General features: G+C 70.7%; 26 protein-coding genes and 1 pseudogene. 19 read left to right on the top strand and 8 right to left on the bottom strand.

The annotated features are described in order from the left end of the window. On the bottom strand, window positions 1–188 hold a 188-nt coding region (locus VFZ20_RS30170), incomplete at its 3' end, for a hypothetical protein (RefSeq protein ID WP_329687682.1). A 298-nt stretch (window positions 189–486) separates the two neighbouring features. Here VFZ20_RS30170 and VFZ20_RS30165 point away from each other — a divergent pair. Genes VFZ20_RS30165 through VFZ20_RS30150 form a run of 4 tightly spaced genes read left to right on the top strand, consistent with a single transcriptional unit; the run spans window position 487 to window position 2,394 of the window. Then, on the top strand, window positions 487–1,125 hold the full coding sequence (locus VFZ20_RS30165) for a DUF3885 domain-containing protein (RefSeq protein WP_329687681.1): 639 nt from the start codon (window positions 487–489) through the stop codon (window positions 1,123–1,125). Continuing rightward, a complete protein-coding gene (locus tag VFZ20_RS30160) occupies window positions 1,122–1,514 on the top strand; it encodes a lysozyme inhibitor LprI family protein (RefSeq protein WP_329687680.1) in 393 nt (130 codons plus the stop codon). Before VFZ20_RS30165 ends, VFZ20_RS30160 begins: the two co-directional genes overlap by 4 nt. Then, complete coding sequence (locus tag VFZ20_RS30155) at window positions 1,511–1,978, top strand: SRPBCC family protein (protein WP_329687679.1); 468 nt, start codon at window positions 1,511–1,513, stop codon at window positions 1,976–1,978. Before VFZ20_RS30160 ends, VFZ20_RS30155 begins: the two co-directional genes overlap by 4 nt. 14 nt (window positions 1,979–1,992) lie before the next feature. Next, window positions 1,993–2,394, top strand: coding sequence for a hypothetical protein (locus VFZ20_RS30150; protein ID WP_329687678.1), 402 nt, complete (start codon window positions 1,993–1,995; stop codon window positions 2,392–2,394). 372 nt (window positions 2,395–2,766) lie between these two features. Here VFZ20_RS30150 and VFZ20_RS30145 read toward each other — a convergent pair whose 3' ends face one another. Next, window positions 2,767–4,383 (bottom strand): tetratricopeptide repeat protein, encoded by a 1,617-nt coding sequence (locus tag VFZ20_RS30145; RefSeq protein ID WP_329687677.1) that lies wholly within the window; start codon window positions 4,381–4,383, stop codon window positions 2,767–2,769. 213 nt (window positions 4,384–4,596) lie between these two features. Between VFZ20_RS30145 and VFZ20_RS30140 the strand changes: the two genes are divergently transcribed. After that, window positions 4,597–4,980, top strand: coding sequence for a response regulator (locus VFZ20_RS30140; RefSeq protein WP_329687676.1), 384 nt, complete (start codon window positions 4,597–4,599; stop codon window positions 4,978–4,980). Between the two features lie 129 nt (window positions 4,981–5,109). Here VFZ20_RS30140 and VFZ20_RS30135 read toward each other — a convergent pair whose 3' ends face one another. Then, window positions 5,110–5,511: a hypothetical protein gene (locus VFZ20_RS30135; protein ID WP_329687675.1), complete on the bottom strand. Its 402-nt coding sequence runs from the start codon at window positions 5,509–5,511 to the stop codon at window positions 5,110–5,112. 218 nt (window positions 5,512–5,729) lie between these two features. On the opposite strand from VFZ20_RS30135, the gene VFZ20_RS30130 reads away from it, so the two are divergent. From VFZ20_RS30130 to VFZ20_RS30085, 10 genes are all read left to right on the top strand, one after another. After that, a complete protein-coding gene (locus tag VFZ20_RS30130) occupies window positions 5,730–7,025 on the top strand; it encodes an adenylosuccinate synthase (RefSeq protein WP_329687674.1) in 1,296 nt (431 codons plus the stop codon). Window positions 7,026–7,393: 368 nt separating this feature from the next. Next, entirely contained in the window at window positions 7,394–8,509 is a 1,116-nt protein-coding gene (gene hisC, locus VFZ20_RS30125) for a histidinol-phosphate transaminase (protein ID WP_329687673.1), read from the top strand. Beyond that, the gene (hisB, locus tag VFZ20_RS30120) at window positions 8,506–9,102 is read left to right on the top strand and encodes an imidazoleglycerol-phosphate dehydratase HisB (RefSeq protein ID WP_329687672.1); all 597 of its coding nucleotides are present in this window, start codon (window positions 8,506–8,508) and stop codon (window positions 9,100–9,102) included. Before hisC ends, hisB begins: the two co-directional genes overlap by 4 nt. Further along, window positions 9,099–9,722 (top strand): imidazole glycerol phosphate synthase subunit HisH, encoded by a 624-nt coding sequence (gene hisH / locus VFZ20_RS30115; RefSeq protein WP_329687671.1) that lies wholly within the window; start codon window positions 9,099–9,101, stop codon window positions 9,720–9,722. The genes hisB and hisH overlap by 4 nt, the downstream gene beginning before the upstream one ends. Window positions 9,723–9,796: 74 nt before the next feature. Continuing rightward, window positions 9,797–10,693, top strand: a complete 897-nt coding sequence (locus VFZ20_RS30110) for a DUF1028 domain-containing protein (protein ID WP_329687670.1) — start codon at window positions 9,797–9,799, stop codon at window positions 10,691–10,693. A 46-nt stretch (window positions 10,694–10,739) separates the two neighbouring features. Further along, the gene (locus tag VFZ20_RS30105) at window positions 10,740–11,069 is read left to right on the top strand and encodes a hypothetical protein (RefSeq protein WP_329687669.1); all 330 of its coding nucleotides are present in this window, start codon (window positions 10,740–10,742) and stop codon (window positions 11,067–11,069) included. Continuing rightward, entirely contained in the window at window positions 11,053–11,487 is a 435-nt protein-coding gene (locus VFZ20_RS30100) for a type II toxin-antitoxin system VapC family toxin (RefSeq protein WP_329687668.1), read from the top strand. The genes VFZ20_RS30105 and VFZ20_RS30100 overlap by 17 nt, the downstream gene beginning before the upstream one ends. Continuing rightward, a complete protein-coding gene (dapF, locus tag VFZ20_RS30095) occupies window positions 11,480–12,355 on the top strand; it encodes a diaminopimelate epimerase (protein WP_329687667.1) in 876 nt (291 codons plus the stop codon). The genes VFZ20_RS30100 and dapF overlap by 8 nt, the downstream gene beginning before the upstream one ends. Continuing rightward, a complete protein-coding gene (gene hisF, locus VFZ20_RS30090) occupies window positions 12,352–13,116 on the top strand; it encodes an imidazole glycerol phosphate synthase subunit HisF (RefSeq protein WP_329687666.1) in 765 nt (254 codons plus the stop codon). Before dapF ends, hisF begins: the two co-directional genes overlap by 4 nt. Window positions 13,117–13,222: 106 nt before the next feature. Then, window positions 13,223–14,362 (top strand): hypothetical protein, encoded by a 1,140-nt coding sequence (locus VFZ20_RS30085; RefSeq protein ID WP_329687665.1) that lies wholly within the window; start codon window positions 13,223–13,225, stop codon window positions 14,360–14,362. A 420-nt stretch (window positions 14,363–14,782) separates the two neighbouring features. On the opposite strand, the gene VFZ20_RS30080 is transcribed toward VFZ20_RS30085, so the two are convergent. The 5 genes from VFZ20_RS30080 to VFZ20_RS30060 all read right to left on the bottom strand — a co-directional run bounded on the left by VFZ20_RS30080 (window position 14,783) and on the right by VFZ20_RS30060 (window position 19,644). Continuing rightward, window positions 14,783–15,223 (bottom strand): hypothetical protein, encoded by a 441-nt coding sequence (locus VFZ20_RS30080; RefSeq protein ID WP_329687664.1) that lies wholly within the window; start codon window positions 15,221–15,223, stop codon window positions 14,783–14,785. Between the two features lie 77 nt (window positions 15,224–15,300). Further along, window positions 15,301–16,365, bottom strand: coding sequence for a hypothetical protein (locus VFZ20_RS30075; RefSeq protein WP_329687663.1), 1,065 nt, complete (start codon window positions 16,363–16,365; stop codon window positions 15,301–15,303). Further along, entirely contained in the window at window positions 16,362–16,883 is a 522-nt protein-coding gene (locus VFZ20_RS30070) for a hypothetical protein (RefSeq protein WP_329687662.1), read from the bottom strand. The genes VFZ20_RS30075 and VFZ20_RS30070 overlap by 4 nt, the downstream gene beginning before the upstream one ends. Before the next feature lie 340 nt (window positions 16,884–17,223). Beyond that, window positions 17,224–17,664 (bottom strand): MOSC domain-containing protein, encoded by a 441-nt coding sequence (locus VFZ20_RS30065; RefSeq protein WP_329687661.1) that lies wholly within the window; start codon window positions 17,662–17,664, stop codon window positions 17,224–17,226. A gap of 117 nt (window positions 17,665–17,781) precedes the next feature. Beyond that, a complete protein-coding gene (locus tag VFZ20_RS30060) occupies window positions 17,782–19,644 on the bottom strand; it encodes a gamma-glutamyltransferase family protein (protein ID WP_349264147.1) in 1,863 nt (620 codons plus the stop codon). 266 nt (window positions 19,645–19,910) lie between these two features. Here VFZ20_RS30060 and VFZ20_RS30055 point away from each other — a divergent pair, with 266 nt between their 5' ends. From VFZ20_RS30055 to VFZ20_RS30045, 4 genes and pseudogenes are all read left to right on the top strand, one after another. Further along, on the top strand, window positions 19,911–20,195 hold the full coding sequence (locus VFZ20_RS30055; protein WP_329687659.1) for a hypothetical protein: 285 nt from the start codon (window positions 19,911–19,913) through the stop codon (window positions 20,193–20,195). After that, on the top strand, window positions 20,192–20,992 hold the full coding sequence (locus VFZ20_RS30050) for a helix-turn-helix transcriptional regulator (protein WP_329687658.1): 801 nt from the start codon (window positions 20,192–20,194) through the stop codon (window positions 20,990–20,992). The genes VFZ20_RS30055 and VFZ20_RS30050 overlap by 4 nt, the downstream gene beginning before the upstream one ends. Window positions 20,993–21,032: 40 nt before the next feature. Continuing rightward, window positions 21,033–21,275: pseudogene (locus VFZ20_RS32845) on the top strand (BrnT family toxin); the annotation flags it as partial. Continuing rightward, window positions 21,265–21,834: hypothetical protein (locus tag VFZ20_RS30045; RefSeq protein WP_329687657.1), on the top strand; the 570-nt coding region annotated here is incomplete at its 3' end. The pseudogene VFZ20_RS32845 and the gene VFZ20_RS30045, both read left to right, overlap by 11 nt.

Genomic DNA, 21,834 nt, shown 5'->3' with positions numbered 1-21,834 from the left:
GCGGGGCGCGCGGGCTGGCCCAGCGCGGCACGCACCTCGTCCGACAGCGGCTCGCGCGCCGTCGCGTGGCGCAGGTACGCCTCCACCTCGGGCGTCATCTTCGGCTCCTTGTGGGCCGGGGTGAGCCACAGCTTCAGAAAGCCGGCGTAGGCATCGGCGCTCATGGGCGCGGGGCGGTGCTTCTTCATGGGAGCTTCGGGGTCGGCTGCGTGTTGCTGCGGAGCGAGCGTCGCCCCGCGTTCGTGCTTTCTGAAAGCAACGGGTGTGCCGCGACGGTTCTGACATGCGGCAGACGGCCACCCGCCGCGATAAATCGTTGCGGATGAACTGCGTGGCCCATCCGGAGCAGATTTTTGTCCGTCGGGCGGATGTCGCATCCGGTGGACGGCGCCCGGCGGATTGTGCCCCCCGTGGGACATTTCTGCCGCGCGGATGCGGCATTCGTGTGGCATCCGCGCATCCGCATCCTCCTCCCCTCCAGGGTCCATGACCGACGTTTCGCGCGAGGCGCTGCACGCGGTGTTCGGCGCGGACGCGTTCGCCCTGCCGCTGTTCTACGGCACGCAGCCGGCGCTGCGGTTCGAGCTTTCGCTGGGCGGGACCATGCTGGACCAGTTCGAGCAGGCGTGGGACCGCGGCCGCGAGATCGTGGACCATGCCCTGGGCGATGCCCGCGAACTGATCGTCGTCATCTCCGCGTTCGCGGACGGGCCGCGGATGCCGTACCGCGACGTCTTTCGCTCCCTGCGCGCGCTTCGCGTGCGGATGGGCCGGCCGCGCGCCTGGTGGACGGAGCCGTTCCACGACCCGCACGTGGACGGGCCGGACACGCTCGCGTACGTCGCCTTTGCGTGCGGGCGCGAGGCCGTGCGCCCCCTGCTGTGGGGTGCGCTGGCGGCGTGGCTGAACGTGGAGCCGCGCCTCGTGGGCAACCTGTACGTGGCCAGCGTGGAGCGAGGCATCGTCCTGCAGCCGTACGACGACCGCGGCATGGACGCCGCGGGCCCCAACCGGGCGCTGCTGGCGGAGCTGTATCACCGCTTCAACGACCGCCTGCTGGACTACGACCGCGACCGCATGCGCGCCTTCTTCGAGCCGGCCCACGACGTACAAGTCCCGGGATGATGATCCGCACGCTGTTCCTAGCCGCGCTGCTGCTGGCCGGCACGCCCGCGCTCCTCGCCGCGCAGGGCAAGAACCCGTGCCCCGACGCGCGCACGCAGACGGAGATGAACGTCTGCGCGGCGGAGCGCTACGCCCGCGCCGGCTCGCTGCTCAACGCCCGCTACCAGCGCCTGCTGGCCGTGATTGCCGGCGAGCCGCACCGCGTGGAGGCGCTGCGCGCGGCACAGCGGGCGTGGATCGCGTTCCGCGACGCGCACTGCGCCTTCGAGGCGTCCGCGTTCGAGGGCGGCACCATGCAGCCCATGGTGGAGGCGCTGTGCAGGGCGAACGTGACCGCGCGACGATCCAACGAGCTCGCCCTGCTCCTCCGGTTCACGGACGAGGGATGACGTTCGAGGACGCCGTCGTCATCCGCGCCACGCCGCGGGCGCTGTTCGACCTCACGCAGGACTACGCGCGGCGGCTGGAATGGGACCCGTTCCTGCGCTCCGCGGAGCTCGTGGGCGGCGCGACGCGGGCGGGGATGGGCGTGCGCGCGTACTGCGTGGCGCACAACCGGCTGGGGATGGAGACGGAGTACGTCTCGTTCAACCCGCCCTCCGTGGCGGCCGTCAGGATGACGCGCGGGCCGTGGTTCATCGGCGGGTTCGCGGGGTCGTGGCGCTTCAGGCCGCAGGCGGACGGCCGCACGCGCGTGATCTTTCGCTACTCCGTCCGCGCGCGCCCCGCCTGGATCCAGCCCCTGCTGAACCCCATCCTCGTCCGCGTCTTTTCCAGCGAGGTGCGCCAGCGCCTGGAAGGCCTGCGCGACTTCGTGGAGCGCACGCCGTCCCGGCCCCATCCGTCATCCTGAAGGGGCACGCGCCCATGCCGAGTCCGTCCGCCATCCCCCGATCCGTCCGCACCGCCGCGATGCTGTTCGCGCTGTACGGTGTGATGGTGCTGGCCAACGCGCTCGTCCTGCAGACGGCCGGTGGATGGGCGGACGCGGGCGAGTTTCCCCGCGCGCTGCTGCGCCTGTTCGGCTGCGGCGCGATCGCGTACGGGCTGATGCGCGGCGTGCGCTGGGCGTGGTGGGTGGGCGTGGTCTTCGCCGGGTTCTGGAGCGTGATGGGCGCCGGCGCGCTGCTGGTGATCGCCCGCATGGGCGCCTGGGACACCCTGCCGATGCCGGGATTTTCGGCGGCGTTCCTCGTCTGCTCGGTGCTCGTGGTGGGCGCCGCGTTCGCGCTGCTGCTTCAGCCCGCCAGCCGCGACGCCTTTCGCTGACCACGAGGGCGGATGCGGAAAAGGGCACGCGCTCCGTCGAGCGCGTGCCCTTTTCCCGTCCCGTGCGCGACGTCCGCCCGTCCGCTGCGATCCTGCCCCGCCGTCCGATTCCCGTCCGAACCCTCGGCCGGCGTCATCCTGAGGCGCCGCCGCGCAGGCTTGCATGGGGCAAGGTCCATGGCGGCGACGAAGGATCTTGCCCGCGAAGCGACAAGTCGGCTCCGCGCACCAGAGCCGGCTTGTCGCTTCGCACGCAAGATCCTTCGTTCGCGCCCCTGCATCGTGCATGGGCCAGGTCCGCGCGGGCGCTCCTCAGGATGACAATCGCGATTGGAATCGAAGGGATTCCGTCCCGGTCATCCGTGCATCCGATCAGAAGCGCGACGCGGTCAGCGGCGTCTGCGAGCGGGTCCAGGCTTCGCGGAAGAGCGCGAGCGCCTCGTCCGCCTCGGCCGTGCGGCCCTGCGCGCGCAGGGCCTGCTCCAGGCCGAACAGGCTCCACCCGTTGTGCGGCCGGTCGTCCAGCGCGGCGCGGTAGACGCGCTCGGCATCCGCGGGGCGGCCGGCCTCCAGCAGTGTGGCGCCCAGCCAGTCGCGCGCGGCAAAAGGCAGGGGCTCCGGCTCGTCGTACTGCAGCGCATCCTCCAGCGCCACGGCCGCCTCGAACGCGGCGACTGCATCGTCCATCCGCCCCTCCGTCCGCGCGATCTCGCCGCGCAGGATCCCCGCGACCACGCCCAGCAGCCGCTCCGCCGTGTGCGTGCGGAAGGTGGCGTTCGGCGAGTTGGCCGCGAGCGAGTCCACCCGCGCCAGGTACGCCGCCGCGCTGTCCGCCGCGCCCGTGCGCAGGTGCGCGTAGCCCCGCGCGAACGCCCACAGGCCCCGGTGGATGGGGTGCGCGGGCGCGTCCGTCATCGCCAGCACGTCGTTCCACCGCCCGAACCGGATGCGGGTGAGTGCCCGCAGCGACGCGCCGTCGCCGTTGGGCATGAGCGCGCCCCAGGCGTCCGACCCCTCGAACGCGCGCGCCTCCTGCCCGTCCATGGACGCCGCGAACAGCAGCATGTGCACGTTGTGCGGCGGGTAGATGCTGACGGCGGGCTGCCCCGCCGCCGCGCGCCGGTCGGTTTCCCACGCCAGCAGGTTGCTGTTGACGGCATCCTCCCAGCGCCCCACGCGGTTGTACGTGTGCGACGGCATGTGGTTGAGGTGGCTGGCGCCGGGCATGGCCGTCACCAGCAGGTCCGCGCACGTCTGCGCGCGGCCCGCGTTCGCCGTGGTCTCGGTCGCGTGGATGTACGCGTGGCACACTCCCGAGTGGCCGATGTCGCGCGCCAGCCCGCGCTCCAGCACCCCGTGCAGCGTCTGAATGGACGGCTTGTCCAGGCTCCACAGGCCGCGGCGCGGCTCCAGCAGCATCATGGCATCCGCGTAGAGCGTGGCGACCTGCAGGTCGTCCGGAAAGCGCGCGTAGACGTCCTCCATGGCCCGCACGTACGCCGAGTCCAGCTGCTTGCGCGTGCCCTCCGGCTCATGCGAGGAGGCGTACCGCGCCGTCAGCGCCACCGTGAGCGCGCGTTCCAGCTCCGTCCCGTTCTGCGCGGCGAGCTCGCGGGCGCGCTGGGCGGCGGCGTTCGCGGCGGGCGCGTCGGCATCGTCCATGGCACCGTTGAGGTACGCGCCCATGGACCACGCCTCGCCCCACCAGCACATGGCGCACCGCGGGTCCACCGTCCGCGCATGGGCGAACGACGGCCGCGCGTTGGCCCGCGCGTAGGCGTACATGAGCTTGACGCCCTGATCGAAGTACGCCTGCGCCTCCGCCGAGGTTGTCGTCACAGGCCAGGAGAACGGCCCCAGCGCCTCCGGCATCAGCGGCGGCACGCTGTCCGTCGCGGCGGCGGTGGCGTGCCCGTCCGCGTGCTGCGCGGCCAGCGGCGCCGCGGCGAGCAGGGCAAGAACGAGCGGAATGATTCGCGGCAGGTGCATGGGAATGCGGCTGAAGTGCGGGGCGGGCGATGCGAGCGGACCAAGATAACCGATCGCCGTCGGCGGCACATCCGCGCATCCTTCGGTGCCCGGGATGCCTGCCGCGGACACCGGCGCGCGGGGCCGCGGCGCTGCCCCGGCGTTCCCGTCCGGGCGGCCACACCTTTGCAAGTGATCCAGCCCGTTGGATCAGTCCCCCTGCCTGGAGCGACGTTGGAGAGCAAGACCGTGCTGATCGTCGAGGACGACCCGCCGAGCCTCGACATCTTCGAGACCATCCTGCGCCACGGCGGCTACCAGGTCGTGTCGGCGCGGACCGGGGCGGAGTGCCTGGAGCGGGCGCGGGCGCTGCTGCCGGACGCGGTCGTGCTGGACATCGGCCTGCCGGACGGGCTCGCGTTCGGCGTGCTGGGCGAGCTGAGCGACGACCCCGCGACGGAGGCCATCCCCCTCATCGTCTGCACGGTGCACGTCTTTGAGCAGGACCAGGTGCGCGCGCGGCGTGCGGGCGCGGACGTCTTCCTCGTCAAGCCCGTGGAGCCCCGCGACCTGCTCGCCGCCGTCGACCGACTGCTGAAGGCGAGCGAGGCGGCCTGATCGCAGCGATCCCGGCACAAAACCATTCTCACGCAGAGCCGCAGAGGCGCAGAGAACTTCGCTTCCGCGTGGAAATGGGGTACTCCGCGCCTCTGCGGCTCTGCGTGAGAAATGCAGTAGGAGTCCGCCTCAGCCGGGTGCCGGTGGATCAAAGGTGACAGTCATCCGCAGCGTGAACGGCACGGGCTGTCCGTCGCGCATCGCCGGGGTAAAGCGCGTCTCCATCAGCGCCGCCTCCGCCGCCGGCCCGAACGCGGGATTGTCGGCGGGCTGAACGCTCCGCGTGGTCCCGTCCTCCTCCACCATCACCATCGTCACGTGGGCCGTCGACGGGCGGGGGACGATGGTGACCGCCTGGACTTCGCCGTGCTCGTCGATGGCCACGTCGGCCAGTACGGAGCCGCCGACGCCTGCCGCGCGCAGGTCCGCGGGATGGTGGCGCTGCAGGCTCCGGTTCAGCGCGTCCACGTCCGTGAACAGGGGCAGGCGATCCACGCCTGCCAGTGCGCGAAGCCGCTCGGGTGTCATCATGGAATCCTCCCTGGGACGGAGATCGTCGTGAAGGGAAACCATGGTCGCGCGCGCGATGCCCAAACACAAGGATGTTCGCTTCGGTCACGGTTGACACCCGCGCCGGGGCGGCGCAGATTGCGCCTAGGATGCGTCAGCGCGCGGTCCCACCTTTGCGGGTTGGGGCCGCGCTTTCGTTTGCACGAACACGGCTGGACGGACGCCGGATTAGCGGAGCGATGAAGGACAGCAACAGTCGGTGCGTGGTGATCGTCGGCTCGCAATGGGGCGACGAGGGCAAGGGCAAGATCGTCGACGTGCTCGCCGACCAAGTGGACGTGGTGGCACGCTACCAGGGCGGCAGCAACGCCGGCCACACGGTGCACGTGGGGGACGAGGAGTTCATCCTGCACCAGATCCCCTCCGGGATCCTGCACCCGCGGCGCCGGTGCCTGCTGGGCAACGGCGTGGTGTTCGACCCGTTCCAGTTCTTCCAGGAGCTGGACGCCCTGACCGCCCGCGGCATCGACGCCGAGGGCCGCGTGGGCGTGAGCGGACGCGCGCACCTGCTGCTGTCGTACCACAAGACGTGGGACCGCGCGCAGGAGGCCAGCCGCGGCAAGGGCAAGATCGGCACGACGGGGCGGGGCATCGGCCCGGCGTACGAGGACAAGGTGGCGCGCCAGGGCATTCGCCTGGCGGACCTGCGCGACCGCGCCCGCGCCGAGGAGCGCCTGCGCGCCGCCGCCGACCGCGTGAACCAGCGCCTGCAGCTGCTGCACAGCGACGAGCACGTGGACGCCGACGCGCTGGTGAGCGAGGTGATGTCCATCCGCGACCGCCTGCTGTCCATCGCCGTCGACACGGGCCGCGTGATCCACGACGCCCTTCGCGCCGGGCAGCGCGTGCTGCTGGAGGGCGCGCAGGGCGCCCTGCTGGACGTGGACCACGGCACGTACCCGTACGTCACCTCGTCCAACACCACGGCGGGCGGCGCCGCGCTGGGCGTGGGCATCGGGCCCACGCGCATCGACGACGTCATCGGCGTGGTCAAGGCGTACACCACGCGCGTGGGCGAGGGGCCGCTGCCCACGGAGCTGCCGTCGCCCATGCAGGAGCAGGTGCGCGAGCTGGGCGGCGAGTACGGCGCCACGACGGGCCGCCCGCGCCGCTGCGGCTGGTTCGACGCCGTCGTCGTGCGCTACGCCGCGCGGGTGAACGGGCTCACGGGGCTGGCCGTCACCAAGATGGACGTGCTCGATACGCTGCCGGAGCTGCAGATCGCCGTCTCCTACCGCGCCGAGGGCCAGGAGCTGGACGACTTTCCCGGCGACCTGGGGCTGCTGGCCGCGGCCGAGCCCGTGTACGAGACGCTCCCCGGCTGGCAGACGTCCACGGCCGACGCGCGCACCTGGGACGAGCTCCCCGAGAACGCGCGACGCTACCTGCAGCGCCTGGAGGAGCTGACGGAGACGCCCGTGTGGTACGTCTCCGTGGGCACGCGCCGCGACCAGATCATCCACGTGGAGCGCTGAGCGCGCGCCGCCGGAGCAGGAAGCCGACGGCGGGCGCACCCTGTGCGCCCGCCGTCCTTTGCGTTGAAGAGAGGCCAACGCCTGATCCGGGGGCGCGGAGTACGACGAGAAGGTGGAGCGCCCCCTCCCCGACCCTCCCCACCGAACTGCGTGGGGGAGGGAGATGGCGCGGCGAAAGATCGTGTTCGGGAGGCTCGGGCGTTCTTCGTGCACGGGTGTCCGTGCTTCACGGTCAGGGCGTTTCGTCGCGCCGCGCGGTGGATTGCACCCGGGCCGGGCTCACCGCGGCGGTTCATCCGAGTGGCGAGCAGGAAAGAGGGCGCCCTTGGGCGCCGAGTATTGAGCACGAGAAGAACGTGAGCAAACCCGTGGAACAACCGATGGACGGGGCGGTGGAGTCCGCCCTGCGGCACGTGAAGACGTCCGTGCGCACGCTGGGCGCGTACACGCTCAAGCCGTACGAGCCGCGCATCAAGCTCAACCAGAACGAGAGCCCGTTCGACGTGCCGCGCGAGATCAAGGACCGCATCCACGCGATCCTCGCCGACCGGCCGTGGAACCGGTATCCGCCCTTTGTCGCGGCCAACTTCATCCAGGCCGTAAGCGAGGCCACGCGCTGGCCGGCGGACGGCATCCTCGTCGCCAACGGGTCCAACGAGCTCATCCAGTCCATCCTGGGCGTCGTCGTGGGGCCCGGCGTGTCCGTCGTCATCCCCGAGCCCACGTTCACGCTGTACCGGCTGATGACGGAGGTGAACGGCGGCACCGTCGTCTCCGTGGCACTGGCGGACGACCTGTCGTTCGACGTGGACGCCATCATCCGCGCCGCGCGGGACACGGAGGCCGCCGTCGTCGTGCTCTGCTCGCCCAACAACCCCACGGGCGCGGCGCTGTCACGGGCGGAGATCGAGCGCGTGCACGACGAGACGGGCGCGCTCATCCTGCTGGACCAAGCGTACGTGGAGTTCGGCGGATACGACGCCATCCCGCTGCTGGAGGGCCGGCCGCGCCTCGTCGTGCTGCGCACGTTCAGCAAGGCCATGGCGATGGCGGGGCTGCGGGCCGGCTACATGCTGGCGCACCCCGCGCTGGCCAACGAGGTGCACAAGGCCAAGCTGCCGTACAACATCAACTTCTTTACCGAGATCGCCGCCGCCGAGGTGCTGCGCTGCCGCGACGTGATGCACGATCTGGTGCGGAAGATCGCGAAGGAGCGCGACCGCGTGGTGGCGGAGATGGGGACGATTCCCGGCATCCGCGTCTATCCCACCGCCGCCAACTTCGTCCTGTTCCGCGTGGAGACGCCGAACCTGACGCACGGCGACGTGTTCGACCGGCTGCTGGCGGACTACGGCGTGCTGGTGCGCGACGTATCCAGGTATCCCATGCTGGAGCGGTGCCTGCGGGTGAACGCCGGCACGACGGAGGAGAACGACGTGTTCCTGGCCGGGCTGCGCACCATCATGCGCGAGGCCACCGCATGAGCCGCGCGGGCGAGCGTTCGCGCAGCACGCGCGAGACGACCATCCGCGCGCGCATCGACCTGGACGGCACGGGCCAGGCGGCGGTGCGCACGGGCGTGGGCTTCTTCGACCACATGCTGGACGCCCTGGCGCGGCACGGCATGTTCGACATCGACGTCGAGTGCACGGGCGACCTGCACATCGACGCGCACCACACGGTGGAGGACGTGGGCATCGTGCTGGGCGGCGCGTTCCTGGACGCGCTGGGCGACAAGCGCGGCATCGTGCGCTACGCCGATGCTACCGTGCCGCTGGACGAGGCGCTCACGCGCGCCGTGGTGGACGTGTCCGGGCGGCCGTTCATCCACTACGACGTGCCGCTGCCGGCCGGCCAGCCCATGATCGGCCAGTTCGACGCGGCACTGGCGGCGGAGTTCTGGCGCGCGTTCGCCATGGAGGCGCGCATCACCCTGCACCTGGACGGCCTGCGCGGCGACAACGCGCACCACGTGGTCGAGGCCACGTTCAAGGCCGCCGCCCGCGCCCTGGACGCCGCGACGATGATCGACCCGCGCCGCGCGGACGTCGTCCCGTCCACCAAGGGGGCGCTGTGAAGCCGGGCGTCGTCCTGCTGGACTACGGCGCGGGCAACCTGCGCTCCGTGGCCAAGGCGTTCGAGCACGAAGGCGCCGACGTCGTGCTGACGGCCGACCCCGCGGTGGCGCGCGCGGCGGACCGGCTGGTGCTCCCTGGGCAGGGCCACTTTGGCCAGTGCATGACGAAGCTGAAAGAGACGGGCTTGGCGGATGCCGTGCGCGACCACGTGGCGGCTGGGCGCCCGTTCATCGGCATCTGTGTGGGGATGCAGCTGCTGTACGACGGCAGCGACGAGGCGCCGGGCGTGGCCGGGCTGGGGCTGCTGCCGGGCACCGTGCACCGCATCCCGACCGAGCTGCCCCTGCCGCACGTGGGCTGGAACGCCGTGGAGTTCAAGGGCCGCGCGGAGTTCGATCCCGTCCTCCGGGACGTCGCGGGCACCGAGCCGCGCTTCTTCTACCACGTGCACTCGTTCGCCGTGCTGGACGACGACAACGACGACGTGCTGGGCCGATGCCGTTACGACGCGTCGTTCGCCTCCATCGTGGGGCGCGACAACGTGTGGGGCATCCAGTTTCACCCCGAGAAGTCGCAGGAGGACGGGCTGCGGATTCTCGGCAACTTTGCCCGCCTGTAAAGTGCGTGAGTGAGGAAGTGCGTGAGTGCGGGAGTGGCTTCGAGGCCGTTCGGCGGATGCCGCGGATGCCGCGGATGCCGCGAATTCGGCGGATGACGGGCGTCCGCGCGCTCGCGCTGTCCACGCTCCTGCTCGCGTTCGCGCCGGGCCGGGCGCACGCCACGTGGTCCATCACGGCGGTGGATCCACGGACGCGCGAGGTGGGGATCGCGGGCGCGTCGTGCACGCCGGACGTGATCGGCATCGCGGGCGTCGTGCCCGGCCGCGGCGTGATCGCCGCGCAGGCCCTGACGAATGACGCCGCGCGCCGGCGGGGCATCGAGATGCTGCGCGGCGGGGCGTCCCCGATGGAGATCGTCCGCGCCGTGACGGATTCCGTGTTCGATCCTGGGTTCGGCGCGCAGCAGTACGGCGTGGCCGCGCTGGGCCATGCGCCGGTCGCGTACACCGGCGCGGCCACGGAGGCGTGGATGGGGCACGCGCTGGACGCGGACGTCTCCGTGCAGGGCAACCTGCTCGTGGGCGAGCGCGTCGTGGGCGACGCCATGGCCGCGTATCGCGTTGCGGCGTCTGACACTTCGGAGAGCCTGGCCGACCGGCTGCTGCTCGCGCTGGAGGCCGGCGCCGCGGCCGGCGGCGACGCGCGCTGCCCGGGGCAGACGGCGCTGTCCGCGTTCCTCATCGTCGCCGGCCCGGACGATCGCCGCGACGCGCAGCACCTGCGGCTGTACGTCAACGGACAGTCGTACGGGGGCGCCAATCCCGTGGCCCTCCTGCGCCAGCGCTACGACGAGTGGCGCCGCCTCATCCGCGGCCACACGCAAGCGGGGATCAGGGTGATGGAGGGAAACGCCTGGATCGCGGCGAATGCGGTAGCCGGGTGGCCAGCGCTCCCCTGGAGCCAGCGTCCGGATTGCAGTCCGGACGGTGGCGGGACGGGTCTCGTTGCGCGGACGGGTCGTTGTTTATAGCGTTCAACTTGTCTGCGGGGAGACAACGTCGGACGCGGGAGGCGGTATGAAGAACTGGACGGAAGCGGACGCGCGGGAGCGCCTGGGAGAGGTCATCCGCCGTGCGGAGCGGTGCGGTCCCCAGCGGGTCGAGGGGCCAAACGGAAACGGGGTCGTGCTCAGCGAGGGTGATTTCGTGCGCATCCTCGCCGACGCCGGCCTGGACGAGGCGGAGCTTTGCTGCGAGGGCGGTGCGCCGGACGGAGAGCCCGTGAGCTTCGTGGAGTTCATGCGGCAATCGCCGCTGGCCGAGGCCATGCGGAGTGGGGAGTGGCCGTGGGAGTGGGACGACACCACGCGGACCTGGGTGCTGCCCGGCGATGCGGTTCCTGCTTGACACGAACCTCCTCTCCGAGACCGTGCGGGCGCGCCCCGATGCCGGCGTGACCGCGTGGATGGCCGAGCAGCCGCCGCACGAGATGGCGGTGAGCGCGCTCACCTTCGGGGAGATCCGCAACGGCATCGTCCGCATGCCCGACGGCCGTCGCAAGACGGAGCTGAACCGCTGGCTGTTCGGCACGCTCCCGGAGCAGTTCGCCGGCCGCGTGCTGCCGGTAGACGACCCCGTCGCGCTGGAGTGGGGACGGCTCACCGCCGAGGCGGAGCAGCGCGGTCGAAAGATGCACGCCGTGGATGCGCTGCTCGTGGCGACGGCGCTCGTCCGCGGTCTCATTCTCGTCACCCGCAACGAGCGCCACTGCGCCGGGTGGGGGGCGCCAACCATCAACCCGTGGTCTGACGGGACGAGTGACTGACTTCTTCAAGGGCCACGGGCTCGGCAACGACTATATCGCGCTGGAGCTGGAGACGCTGGGGCTGGAGCTCACGCCGCTCGCCGTCCGGCTCATCTGCGACCGGCACAACGGCGTGGGCTCCGACGGCATCCTGGCCCGCGTGCCGTCCGCCGCCGCGGACTTCGGCGTGCGCATCTTCAACCCCGACGGCTCCGAGGCGGAGAAGAGCGGCAACGGGCTGCGCATCTTCGCCGCGTACCTGCTGGAGCAGGGCGACGTGGACGTGCGCCGGCCGTTCACCGTGGAGACGCTTGGCGGCATCGTGCGGATGGAGATCCAGAACCAGTCCGACGACGGCGTGCTGGCCGTGGAGGTGGAGATGGGCACCGCTACCTTCCGCAGCGCCGACGTGGGCCTGCCCGGACCCGACCGCGAGACGGACAACGAGCCGCTGGAGTTGGACTCCGGCGACGTGGTCCACATCAACACCGTCAGCGTGGGCAACCCGCACTGCGTCGTGTTCCAGGACGAGCTGGACGTGGAGAGCCTGCGCCGCCGCGCGCCGCAGATCAGCACGCACCCGTCGTTCGCGCGCGGCGTCAACGTGCAGTTCGCCGTCCCCGTGGAGCCCGACACGCTGGACGCGTGGGTGTGGGAGCGCGGCGCGGGCGAGACGCGGGCCTCCGGCAGCAGCGCCTGCGCCGTGGCCGCCGCGGCCGTGCGCCGCGGCATGGTCAGCGAGCGGCAGGTGACCGTGCGCATGCCCGGTGGCAGCCTGCACGTGCACGTGCGCGACGACTGGAGCCTCGTGCTCAGCGGCCCCGTGGAGTCCGTCTACAGTGCGTACCTGAGCGACGGCATGCGGCGCCGGCTGGAGATGCTGGGATGAGCCTGGCCAAGCGCATCATCCCCTGCCTGGACGTAAAGGACGGGCGGGTGGTGAAGGGAATCCAGTTCGTGGGGCTGCGCGACGCGGGCGACCCCGTGGAGCAGGCCATGCGCTACGACGCCGAGCGCGCGGACGAGCTCTGCTTCCTGGACATCACGGCCAGCCACGAGGGCCGCGCGTCCATGCTGGACGTCATCCGGCGCACGGCGGACAGCATCTTCATCCCGTTCACGGTGGGCGGCGGCATTCGCTCCGTGGACGACTTCAACGCCATCCTGGGCGCCGGCGCCGACAAGGTGGCCGTCAACACGGCCGCGCTCACGGACCCGGACCTGGTGCGGCGCGCGGCGGACCACTTCGGCTCGCAGTGCGTGGTGGTGGCCATCGACGCGCGGCGGGCGGATACGGCGGAATCCGGCTGGGAGGTGTACACGCACGGCGGCCGCACGCCCACGGGCATCGACGCCGTGGAGTGGGCCGCTCGGGCCGAGGCGCTGGGGGCGGGCGAGATCCTGCTGACGAGCATGGACCGCGACGGCACGCGCGACGGCTACGACCTGCCCCTGCTGAACGCCGTGTCGGCGCGGGTGCGCATCCCCGTGATCGCCTCCGGCGGGGCGGGGGCGCTGGAGCACCTGGACGCGGCGCTCACGGCGGGGGCGCACGCCGTGCTGGCCGCGTCCATCTTTCACTTCGGCGAGTACACGCTGGCCCAAGCGCGCCGCTATCTGGCGGGACGGGGGCATCCCGTGCGCCCCTGAGGGCACGGAACGCGTCCGGAGCGGCCGCGTTTCCGTGCCGGCCCGGCTTTTGTAGTGAGTCTCGGGGTGGAGACCGTCTCCCCTGTAAAACGACGAGGAGCCAGACGTGTATCGTTCGATCCGTACCACCTTTGCCCTGTTCGCCGTGGTGGGCCTGACCGCGTGCGGCGGCCAGGCCGGCGCCGAGGCCAAGGGCAGCGACGAAGGCAAGGGCGCGCCCAACGACACCGCCAAGGGCGGCGCGGCCAAGGGCCAGCAAGCCCCGGCGCAGCCGGCGCGCCAGTTCGCGTTCGGCAACAGCGCGGCCGAGGCGCAGCAGTGCCTGCAGCGGCGCCAGGCGCGGCTGGACTCCGCGGCCTCCGCCCTGCAGGCGGACAGCGCCGCCAAGCGGCCGGGCGCGGGCAAGAACCCGCTGTTCGCCAAGGAGCAGAAGTGGTATCCGCAGATGCCGCAGTTCATGGACGGCAGCATCCTGCCCTGCAACCGCTTCGTGGTGTACTACGGCAACCCCAACTCCACGCGCATGGGCGCCCTGGGCGAGTACCCGCGCGAGGAGATGCTCAGCCGCCTGCGCCGCCAGGCCGACGCGTGGACCCAGGCCGATCCCAGCACGCCGGTGATCCCCGGCCTGCACCTGATCGCCGTGGTGGCGCAGGGCGACCCGGGCCCGTCGGGGCACTACCGCGCGCAGATGCGCGACCAGCAGGTGGACTCCATCTACCAGATGGCCAAGTCCATCAACGGCGTGCTGTTCATCGACGTGCAGGTGGGTACGGACGACATCCGCAACATCATGCCGCGCTTCGAGGAGTTCCTCAAGCGCCCGGACATCCACTTCGCGGTGGACCCGGAGTTCTACATGCGGGGCGGCGTGGTGCCCGGCCGGCGCATCGGCACCATGTACGCGGCCGACATCAACTGGGTGATGGACCAGCTCACGCGCATCGTGCGGGAGAACAACCTGCCGCCCAAGGTGCTCATCATCCACCGCTTCACGCGCGGCATGGTGCCCGACGTGGAGAACGTGCGCCTGCGTCCCGAGGTGCAGCTGGTGATGCACATGGACGGGTGGGGCGCGCCGTGGCTCAAGTACGACTCGTACCGCGACTACATCGTGCGGCACCCGGCGCAGTTCACGGGGTGGAAGAACTTCTACCACAACGACACCAAGAAGGGCGACCCGCTCACCACGCCGCAGGACCTGCTGCAGCTGTGGCCCGAGCCGCTGTACATCCAGTACCAGTAGCGGCTTCGGTGGGTGCGACGCTGGTGGTCGCGTAGGCGGAGGGGCTCCCCGGTGCGGATCGGGGAGCCCCTTTCCGTTGCCGTGACTTTCGCACTCCCGCACTCTCGCACTGCGGTCTTGGGCGTGTCCCTCCGCTGCGCTCCGGGCCGGGCTGCGCGCGCCGTAGGCAACGATACAACTGTTGCCAACGGCGCCGAGCCCCCGTCGCGTCAGGGCAACGATACTGCTGTTGCCCCGCCGCGCCGGGGTCTCGGCCCTGCGGGCGCGCATCCCTCACGCGACGGCGCGTCGCGCCGAAAAAAGGAAGGGCCCTCCTCGCGGAGGGCCCTCGTCGTATCGGGCGGCGCATCGTGCCGGGTGCCTCGTGCGCGAGCGGGATCAACTCCCGCACTCACGCACTTCCGCACTCACGCACTACCTTCAGACCGTCGCCATCTCACGCGTGTCCGCCCGCGCGCCGCCGCGCGACTGGTTCAGGCGCACCTCGTAGTCGCCGTGCTCCAGGTCGGCGTCCGGCGCGTTCCAGTCCGTCATCAGGGCGGTCACGGCCGTGAGCGCCGTCAGCCCCAGGAAGAAGTTGCGGGCGCGGCGGTCGTCGTCAAAGCCCAGCAGCCGGGGCAGGAAGGGAAGCGCCATGCCCAGCAGCACCTCCGTGGCGCCGTGGCCCTTGAACGGCACCATCCGCCTGGCGCTCAGCGGGTAGTCCGTCATGAGCGACAGGCCCAGGTATCCGGCAGCCAGCCCGTACGCCAGGTTCTCCGCCGTGCGCGGAAAGCCCAGCGCACGCGGCGCGGCGGCCGTCGCGGCCACCGTGGCGTAGTCCATCATCCCGTGCATCCGGCCGTTGATCGGTTTCTGCATCCGGTCCTCCTCCAGTGGAAAGTGGGCGGCGGAGCGGAGGCAATCGGCGTGCCTTTCCGTGCACGCAAATACGATCTTCACAACCGGTTGCGACGGGGCTCGCTCGCGTGCTCCTCAGCCTGTGCGGTCGCGGCGGCTGTCCGGCGCAGCGCACGGATGACCGGGTACCCTCCGATGCTCGTGAGCAGGTACGCGCGATCCCCCGCCGCGGCGAAGCCTTCAAAGTAGGGAAGTGGCTCGCTGTGCAGGTACGCGCCGGTTCGTAGATCGTAGTAGTCCAGCACGCGTCCCTGCTGCTCGGACCGGCCCCAGAAAGCCACCATCAGCTCACTTTCGCTCACCCCGATTCCGCGCGCGGCCTCGACGGAGCCGCTGACGCTCTCCCCCTTGAACTCCCCCCGTGGTCCGCGTCGCACTTCGGTGGCCGGCACGTCGTACCCCTCCACGTACGGGTACGCAGGCCCAAACCCCCCGCGCGAGTACCGAGTAAAGCCGCGTCCCAGCCGCAGCGCGAAGAGGCAGTCGTCCGTACCCGGGATGCTCACCAGCCATCCCTGGCGCGCCACCGCGCCGGAGGCGCCGTTCAGGTCCTTCCACGGCAGGGGAGGTGTTCCGACCGCCACGCCGGTGGCATCCACCCGAAACACCGGCTTGACCGGGCCAAAGCTGCGCACGAGGACGGAGCCGTCCGCCAGCGCGCACAGGTTGTCGAAGTACGGCGGCGCTGCAAGCGCGACGGTGCGGCGGAAACGGCCGTCCGTTCCAAAGACGGCCAGTCGCCCGTTTCCCGCGTCGGATACGATGACCTCGCCGCGCGGCGAGCGCGTGATGCCCTGTGGACGTTTCAGCTCGCCCGGTCCGCTGCCTTCGCGCCCGGCGAGCCACGCCACCGACCCGTCGGCGGCGCGTAGCGCCACCACGCGGCTGCCACCCCGGTCCAGCACGTAGACGTGCTCGTCGTCCGCCGCCAGGGCCAGGGGCTGGAGGAGAAACGTGTCGGCCGATGTCCCCCCAGCCGTCCAGGCGGGTGCCCAGGACGACGCGTGCATCACGCGCGTGCCGCTGTGCTCGTACGAGACCTTCTTGTCGCATCCGGTCGCCGCTACAAGGGCGAGGACCACCAGCGCCATTCGCCGCGTCACTCTCCACCTGTCCGCGCGCCGCGCGTCAGCACGCGAAGCGTCGAGGCGAGCGTCCTCATCTCGTCCTGCGTACGCGGTGCGGCGGCAACGAGGCGGACCCGGCTTTCGTCATCGAGCAGGACCAGCACGGGTGTGGCTTGGTAGCCCATTTGCCGTAGCCGGGACAGTGCTCCCCGGGGAGCTGCGCGGGTCCGGAACGGCAGATTCTGCCCCCGAAAACGCGCCGCGAGCCGGTTGGCGCTCTCACTGCCTCCCACATCGTAAACCACTGCCGGTGTGGTGCTGGAGAATTCGGCGCGCGCGAGCAGTTGGAGGAAGGCGAGATTGCTGGTGCAGTCTCGCTCCTGAAGGAAAACAGTCACGCGATCTCCAGCTCCGAAGCCGTTGGCGAATGGGTCGTCGCTGCTCGAGCGCAGCGCGAGCACTGCAGTGCAGCCCAGGATTGCAATGGTGGCGGTGGCCAATGCAAGGTCATAGGGCCGCCGCGTGAGACGGCTGCGCGTGCGCGGTTCAGGCATCAATAGGGGTCCGGTCCCGAGATGGGCCGATTGATTACCTCGCGGTACTCGTAAATGATTGGTTTGCACTCGAACGTCAGAGGATTGCAAGCAACATCGTAGCCATAGCCGCATACCGGTCCGGCTCCCACCGTGCTGCATACAGCTGCCTCGGCTCTCTCGGCGCGGGTCGCGATGAGGACGAAGCCTGCGCAGGAGGCCCAAAACAAACCGTGAGTGAATTGGCGCATGGGTGCCTGTGTAGGTTGAAGGGCGTGACCAGAAGCACACATGCAAAGTGTGTTGCTCTCAGATAAAGACGTCAAGGGTGATGCGTGTGGACGGATAAGCGGGAGCTCGGCTACTCGTCCTCCCACACGACAGGGTCGCCCACGCGGATTTCGCCATCGTCCAGTACCTCGGCGAAGGCGCCGCCGCTCCACGGCTCGGCGCGCATGGCGGCCTGCAGGCCGGGAAGCACCTCGTCCATCCGCTCGCATGGCTTGGTCTCGCCGCGAACACGCACGCGGCATCCGCCGATGCGGAGCACCCGCTCGCGCGAGTTCCCCAGACGAATGCCGCGCAGCAGGAGGTTGGCGCGGCGGGCGGACGGGGGCGCATCACCGCCCAGGGCGTCCATCAGCCCCTGCCACACCTCTTCCTCGATGAGCGTCACCTGCCGGCGGCGGCCCTGGTCGGCGTTGCCCACCAGCCCCCGCCCGGCGACGAGCGTGCCCTGGAGCGCCGTGTCCACCTTTCCGCGGTGTGCCCGCTTGATCCAGATCGCCGCCAGCTCGCCCATGAAAGTGCGTGAGTGCGTGAGTGGTTCTGCGTGGAGCCGGGGTCGTGTGCACGGACGCCGATCCCGTCGATCAGCAAACTCCCGCACTCACGCACTTCCGTACTCACGCACTTCAGTTCACCACGCGATGCCGTAGTCCTCGCCGTGATGGCTGCTGCCGCCCCAGAACGTGCCGTGTTCCCGGTCGAAGAAGATAGCGTTGATGGGGCCCGACGTCCGCTCCTCGAACGTGAGCTCGTAACCCATCCGCCGCAGCTCCGCGCGCACCCAGTCCGGCATGGACTCGGCCAGCAGCATGCGCCCGGGCCGCGACTCGTGCCCCCCGAAGCTGCTGCGCATCTGGAAGCTGTTCATGTTGGGCGCCTCGGCCGCCTGCTGCACGTTCATCCCGAACTCGTGCACGTTGAGAAAGAACTGCAACAGGTTCTGGTCCTGCGAGTCGCCGCCCTGCACGGCGAACGACAGGTACGGCTTGCCGTCGCGCAGGGCCATCGTGGGCGTGAGCGTCACGCGCGGGTGCTGGCCCGGGCGCAGCACGTTGTACGGCCCCTCGGCCGGGTCCAGGACGAAGCTCTGCATCCGCTGGCTGAGCCCGATCCCCGTGCGCCCCGCGATCACGGCCGGCACCCAGCCCCCGCTGGGCGTGACGGACACCACCCACCCCTCCGCGTCCGCCGCCTGGATGCTCGTAGTCCCCAGGTAGAACGCCTCGTCCAGCTCCCGCGACGCGCGCGGCGGCGCGGACACGCCGGTGCCCGTCTGCCCGCGGCGGTTCCAGTCGCGCAGGTACTGCGTGAACGGGTTGGTGCCGCCCTGGAACGGGTACGGGTCGCCGGGCGCGATGGTGGGATCGTTGCGCTCCCCGCCGATGAGGCGGCTGCGCTCGCGGGCGTACTCCTTGGAGAGCAGGCCGCGGATGGGCTCCTCGGGCGCCACGTAGGGGTCGCCGTAGTAGAAGTCGCGGTCGGCGAAGGCCAGGTTCATGGCCTGGTAGAGCGTGTGCAGGTAGCGGGCGCTGTTGTAGCCCATCGACTTGAGGTCGAAGTTCTCCAGGATGTTCAGCGCCTGCAGCATGGCCGGGCCCTGCGTCCACGCGGTGAGCTTGTAGACGCGCACGCCGCGGTAGTCCGTCCACACCGGCTCCTCGATCCGCACCCGCCAGCTCGCCAGGTCCTCCAGCGTGATCAGCCCGCCCTGCTCCTGCACGCCGCGGACGAGCTCCCGGGCGATGTCGCCGCGGTAGAATCGGTCGTACGCGGCCATGATGGCGTCCTTGCGCGAGGCGCCGCGGGCCAGCGCCTGCGCCTCGGCCTCCACCAGCTGCCGCAGCGTGCGCGCCAGGTCCGGCTGGCGAAAGATCTCGCCCGCGCGCGGCGCCTCGCGCTCCTCGCCCGTATGCGGCAGCATCACGCCGCGCGAGTACGGCCACTCGCGCAGCCGCTCGCGGTTGGCGTGGATGCTGTTGGCCGTCTGCGCCTCGATGGGATAGCCGTCCGCCATCTGGATGGCCGGCGCCAGCACGTCGGCCAGCGACATCGTCCCGTACTCCGCCAGCATCACCATCAGCCCGCCCGGCGTCCCCGGCGTGACGGCCGCGAGCGGACCGTACTCCGGGGGATACGGCATCCCGCGCGCGCGGTAGAGCTCGGGCGTGGCGCCGGTGGGGGCCACTCCCAGCGCGTTGAGGCCGATGACCTGCCCGGTGCGCGGATTGTAGATGAGCGCCTGCGTCTCGCCGCCCCAGCTGAGCACGTCCCACATGGTGGACGTGGCCGCCAGCATGGTGCACGCCGCGTCCACCGCGTTGCCGCCCCGCTGAAAGGTCATGGCGCCCGCCGTGGCCGCCAGCGGCTTGCCCGTGATGGCCATCCAGTGGCTGCCGTGCAGCACCGGCTTGGCCGTCTGCTGCGCGCCGGCGGACGCGGTCAGCGCGGCGGCCGCGACGGCGGCGAGGGGAAGCGAACGGCGGAGTGCGCGCATCATGGGCGACGGTCCGGGTGAGACGTTTGGACACGGCTTCGAGGGTGACCCGGACATTTTACGTCGCCTCTCCGGACCACACAAGTCACCTCCGGAGCGCTCGGCGCTCGCATGCCGCCAGCGCACAAACACATTGCTGTCAAGAGTTTTGTGGATCAGAAGTGTACAATATGTTCCATCGCGCGAGGGACATTCCGGCGGATGCGCGGCCGGTAAATGTCCTAGACTTGTGTGAAATGGAAACGGGACATATACTGGAGGTGGCGATGGCGTTCGCACTCGCACTGCCCGCCGAGTGGGCGGGCCAGGGGTGGAAGGTCAAGATCCGCGACGACGAACGGAACGAGGTCCCGCACGTGACGTTCCTGCGCCGTCGGCAGGCGTGGCGCATGAGCCTGCGCACGGGCGAGTTCCTGGACCGCGAGCCCGATCCGTCCGACGTCCCCGAAGAGCTCGCGGAGCGCGTGTGGATCAAGCGGGCCGTGCTGCGGCACAACTGGAACCTGATGTACCCGGAAAATCCGGTCTTCTCACGGGAGAACCACCCATGAAGCAGAGCCTTCTGCTGGTCGCCGATCCCCGCGCCGAGGCGTGGGCGGGGCGTGACTTTCCCGCCGAGCCTCTGCGCTCGCCGGACGACGTGCTGGGCGCCTTTGACCGCACCAGCGGCGCGCGCTCGCCCGTGGTCTGGATCGCCGACGGGGCCGCGCAGCTGTGCCCCCTGGCGCAGCACAAGCCGCGCTCCACGGCCAACCACCGGCTGCTGCTGCTCAACGGCGCCAGCTGGGAAGAGCGCGAGGTGCTCAACCTGGTGTTCCGCTTGGTGGTGTCACCGGGACAGGGAATGCGGCTGCTGCCCCCCACGGAGCTCAAGGACGTGCTCGCCGCCCCCGAGCGCGGCGATCTGGTGATCGGCGGGTTCGCCAGCGCGTGCGACGAGCTGGTGGTGCTGTACCGGGGCACCCTGGAGCCCCTGGTGGTGCCGTTCGCCTGGTTCCAGCGCCGGCCGGGGGTACGCCTGGACTTTGAGGCGCTGGGCGTGAGCGACTACGGCCAGACGGTCTCGTTCGGCGACCACGAAGTGTCCGTCGACAACATCCTCTACGAGCACGATCCCGCGTACCGCAAGCGCGCGCGGCAGCGCGAGCTGCAGAGCGACGAGTCGTTCGGCGCGTCCGTGCGGCGGCTGCGGCTGTCGCGCGGGCTGCGCCGCGGCGACTTCGAGGGCATCTCCGAAAAGGAGATCGCCCGCATCGAGCGCGGCGAGATCACCGCGCCCCACCGCCGCACCCTGGAAGCCATCGCCGCGCGGCTGGGCGTGGAGGTGGGCGAGCTGGGGGCGTACTGATTGCCGGATGGAGGACGCGTTCGAGTAGGATCCGGACAAGGACAGGCAGAACCAGGCGAAACATGGCGTCGACTTCTCCGAGGCGCAGTCGGTTTTTCTCGATCCCCTTGTCGAGATCCTGCCGGATTGTGATCATTCGACCAGGGAAGTACGGTCCGTCGCGCTCGGGATGTCACGGCTGCAGCGCCTGCTGGTCGTGATCTTCACGGAACGCGGGGACCGCATCCGAATCATTAGCGCACGAAGGGCAACGCGCCGCGAAACGACTGCGTATGAAGGCTGAGTACGACGACGAGATGCGCCGGGAATACGACTTCGCCGGCGCTGTGCGCGGCAGGTTCGCCAGCCGATGGACGCAGGAGCAGCGTGAGCGCATCCTGCGGGATTCCGCTGTCGGAACTGTGTGGGCGTGGCGGTCGTTCGCGCTGACCCGCGTGCAGAATCTGGAAGCCTCACTCTTCACGCTGCTGGTGCTGGGCACGGGCGCCAACCCGCGCCGGCGCGTGCGTCCGAACACGCGGGCGTTCGATGCGCGCCCGTCCCACGCCCTTTCCCGATTGGTGCGGGACCTGCGGCGCCGAGACGTTCTGCCGGGAGAGCTGGACCAGCGCCTCGATGCCCTGGTGCGTGAAGGCGAATGGCTGCTCGCCAACGATGCGGCTGGGGCGGACGGGAATTCCGCGGAGCAGCGCGCGCACGTGGAGCGCCTGGAGCAGATCGGGCGTGACGCAGATGCGCTGCGGGAGGCGGCGGATGGTCTCATCCGTCATCGCCTCGAGGCGAGCGGACTCTCCGTCCCCGAGATCGAGCGCAGGACGGAGGAGACGGCGAGGCTCTGGCTG

This window comes from Longimicrobium sp. (genome assembly GCF_036280135.1).
Taxonomy (GTDB): domain Bacteria; phylum Gemmatimonadota; class Gemmatimonadetes; order Longimicrobiales; family Longimicrobiaceae; genus Longimicrobium.
Note: the sequence above shows the minus strand (reverse complement) of the source record. Positions and strands in the feature narration are given on the sequence as shown.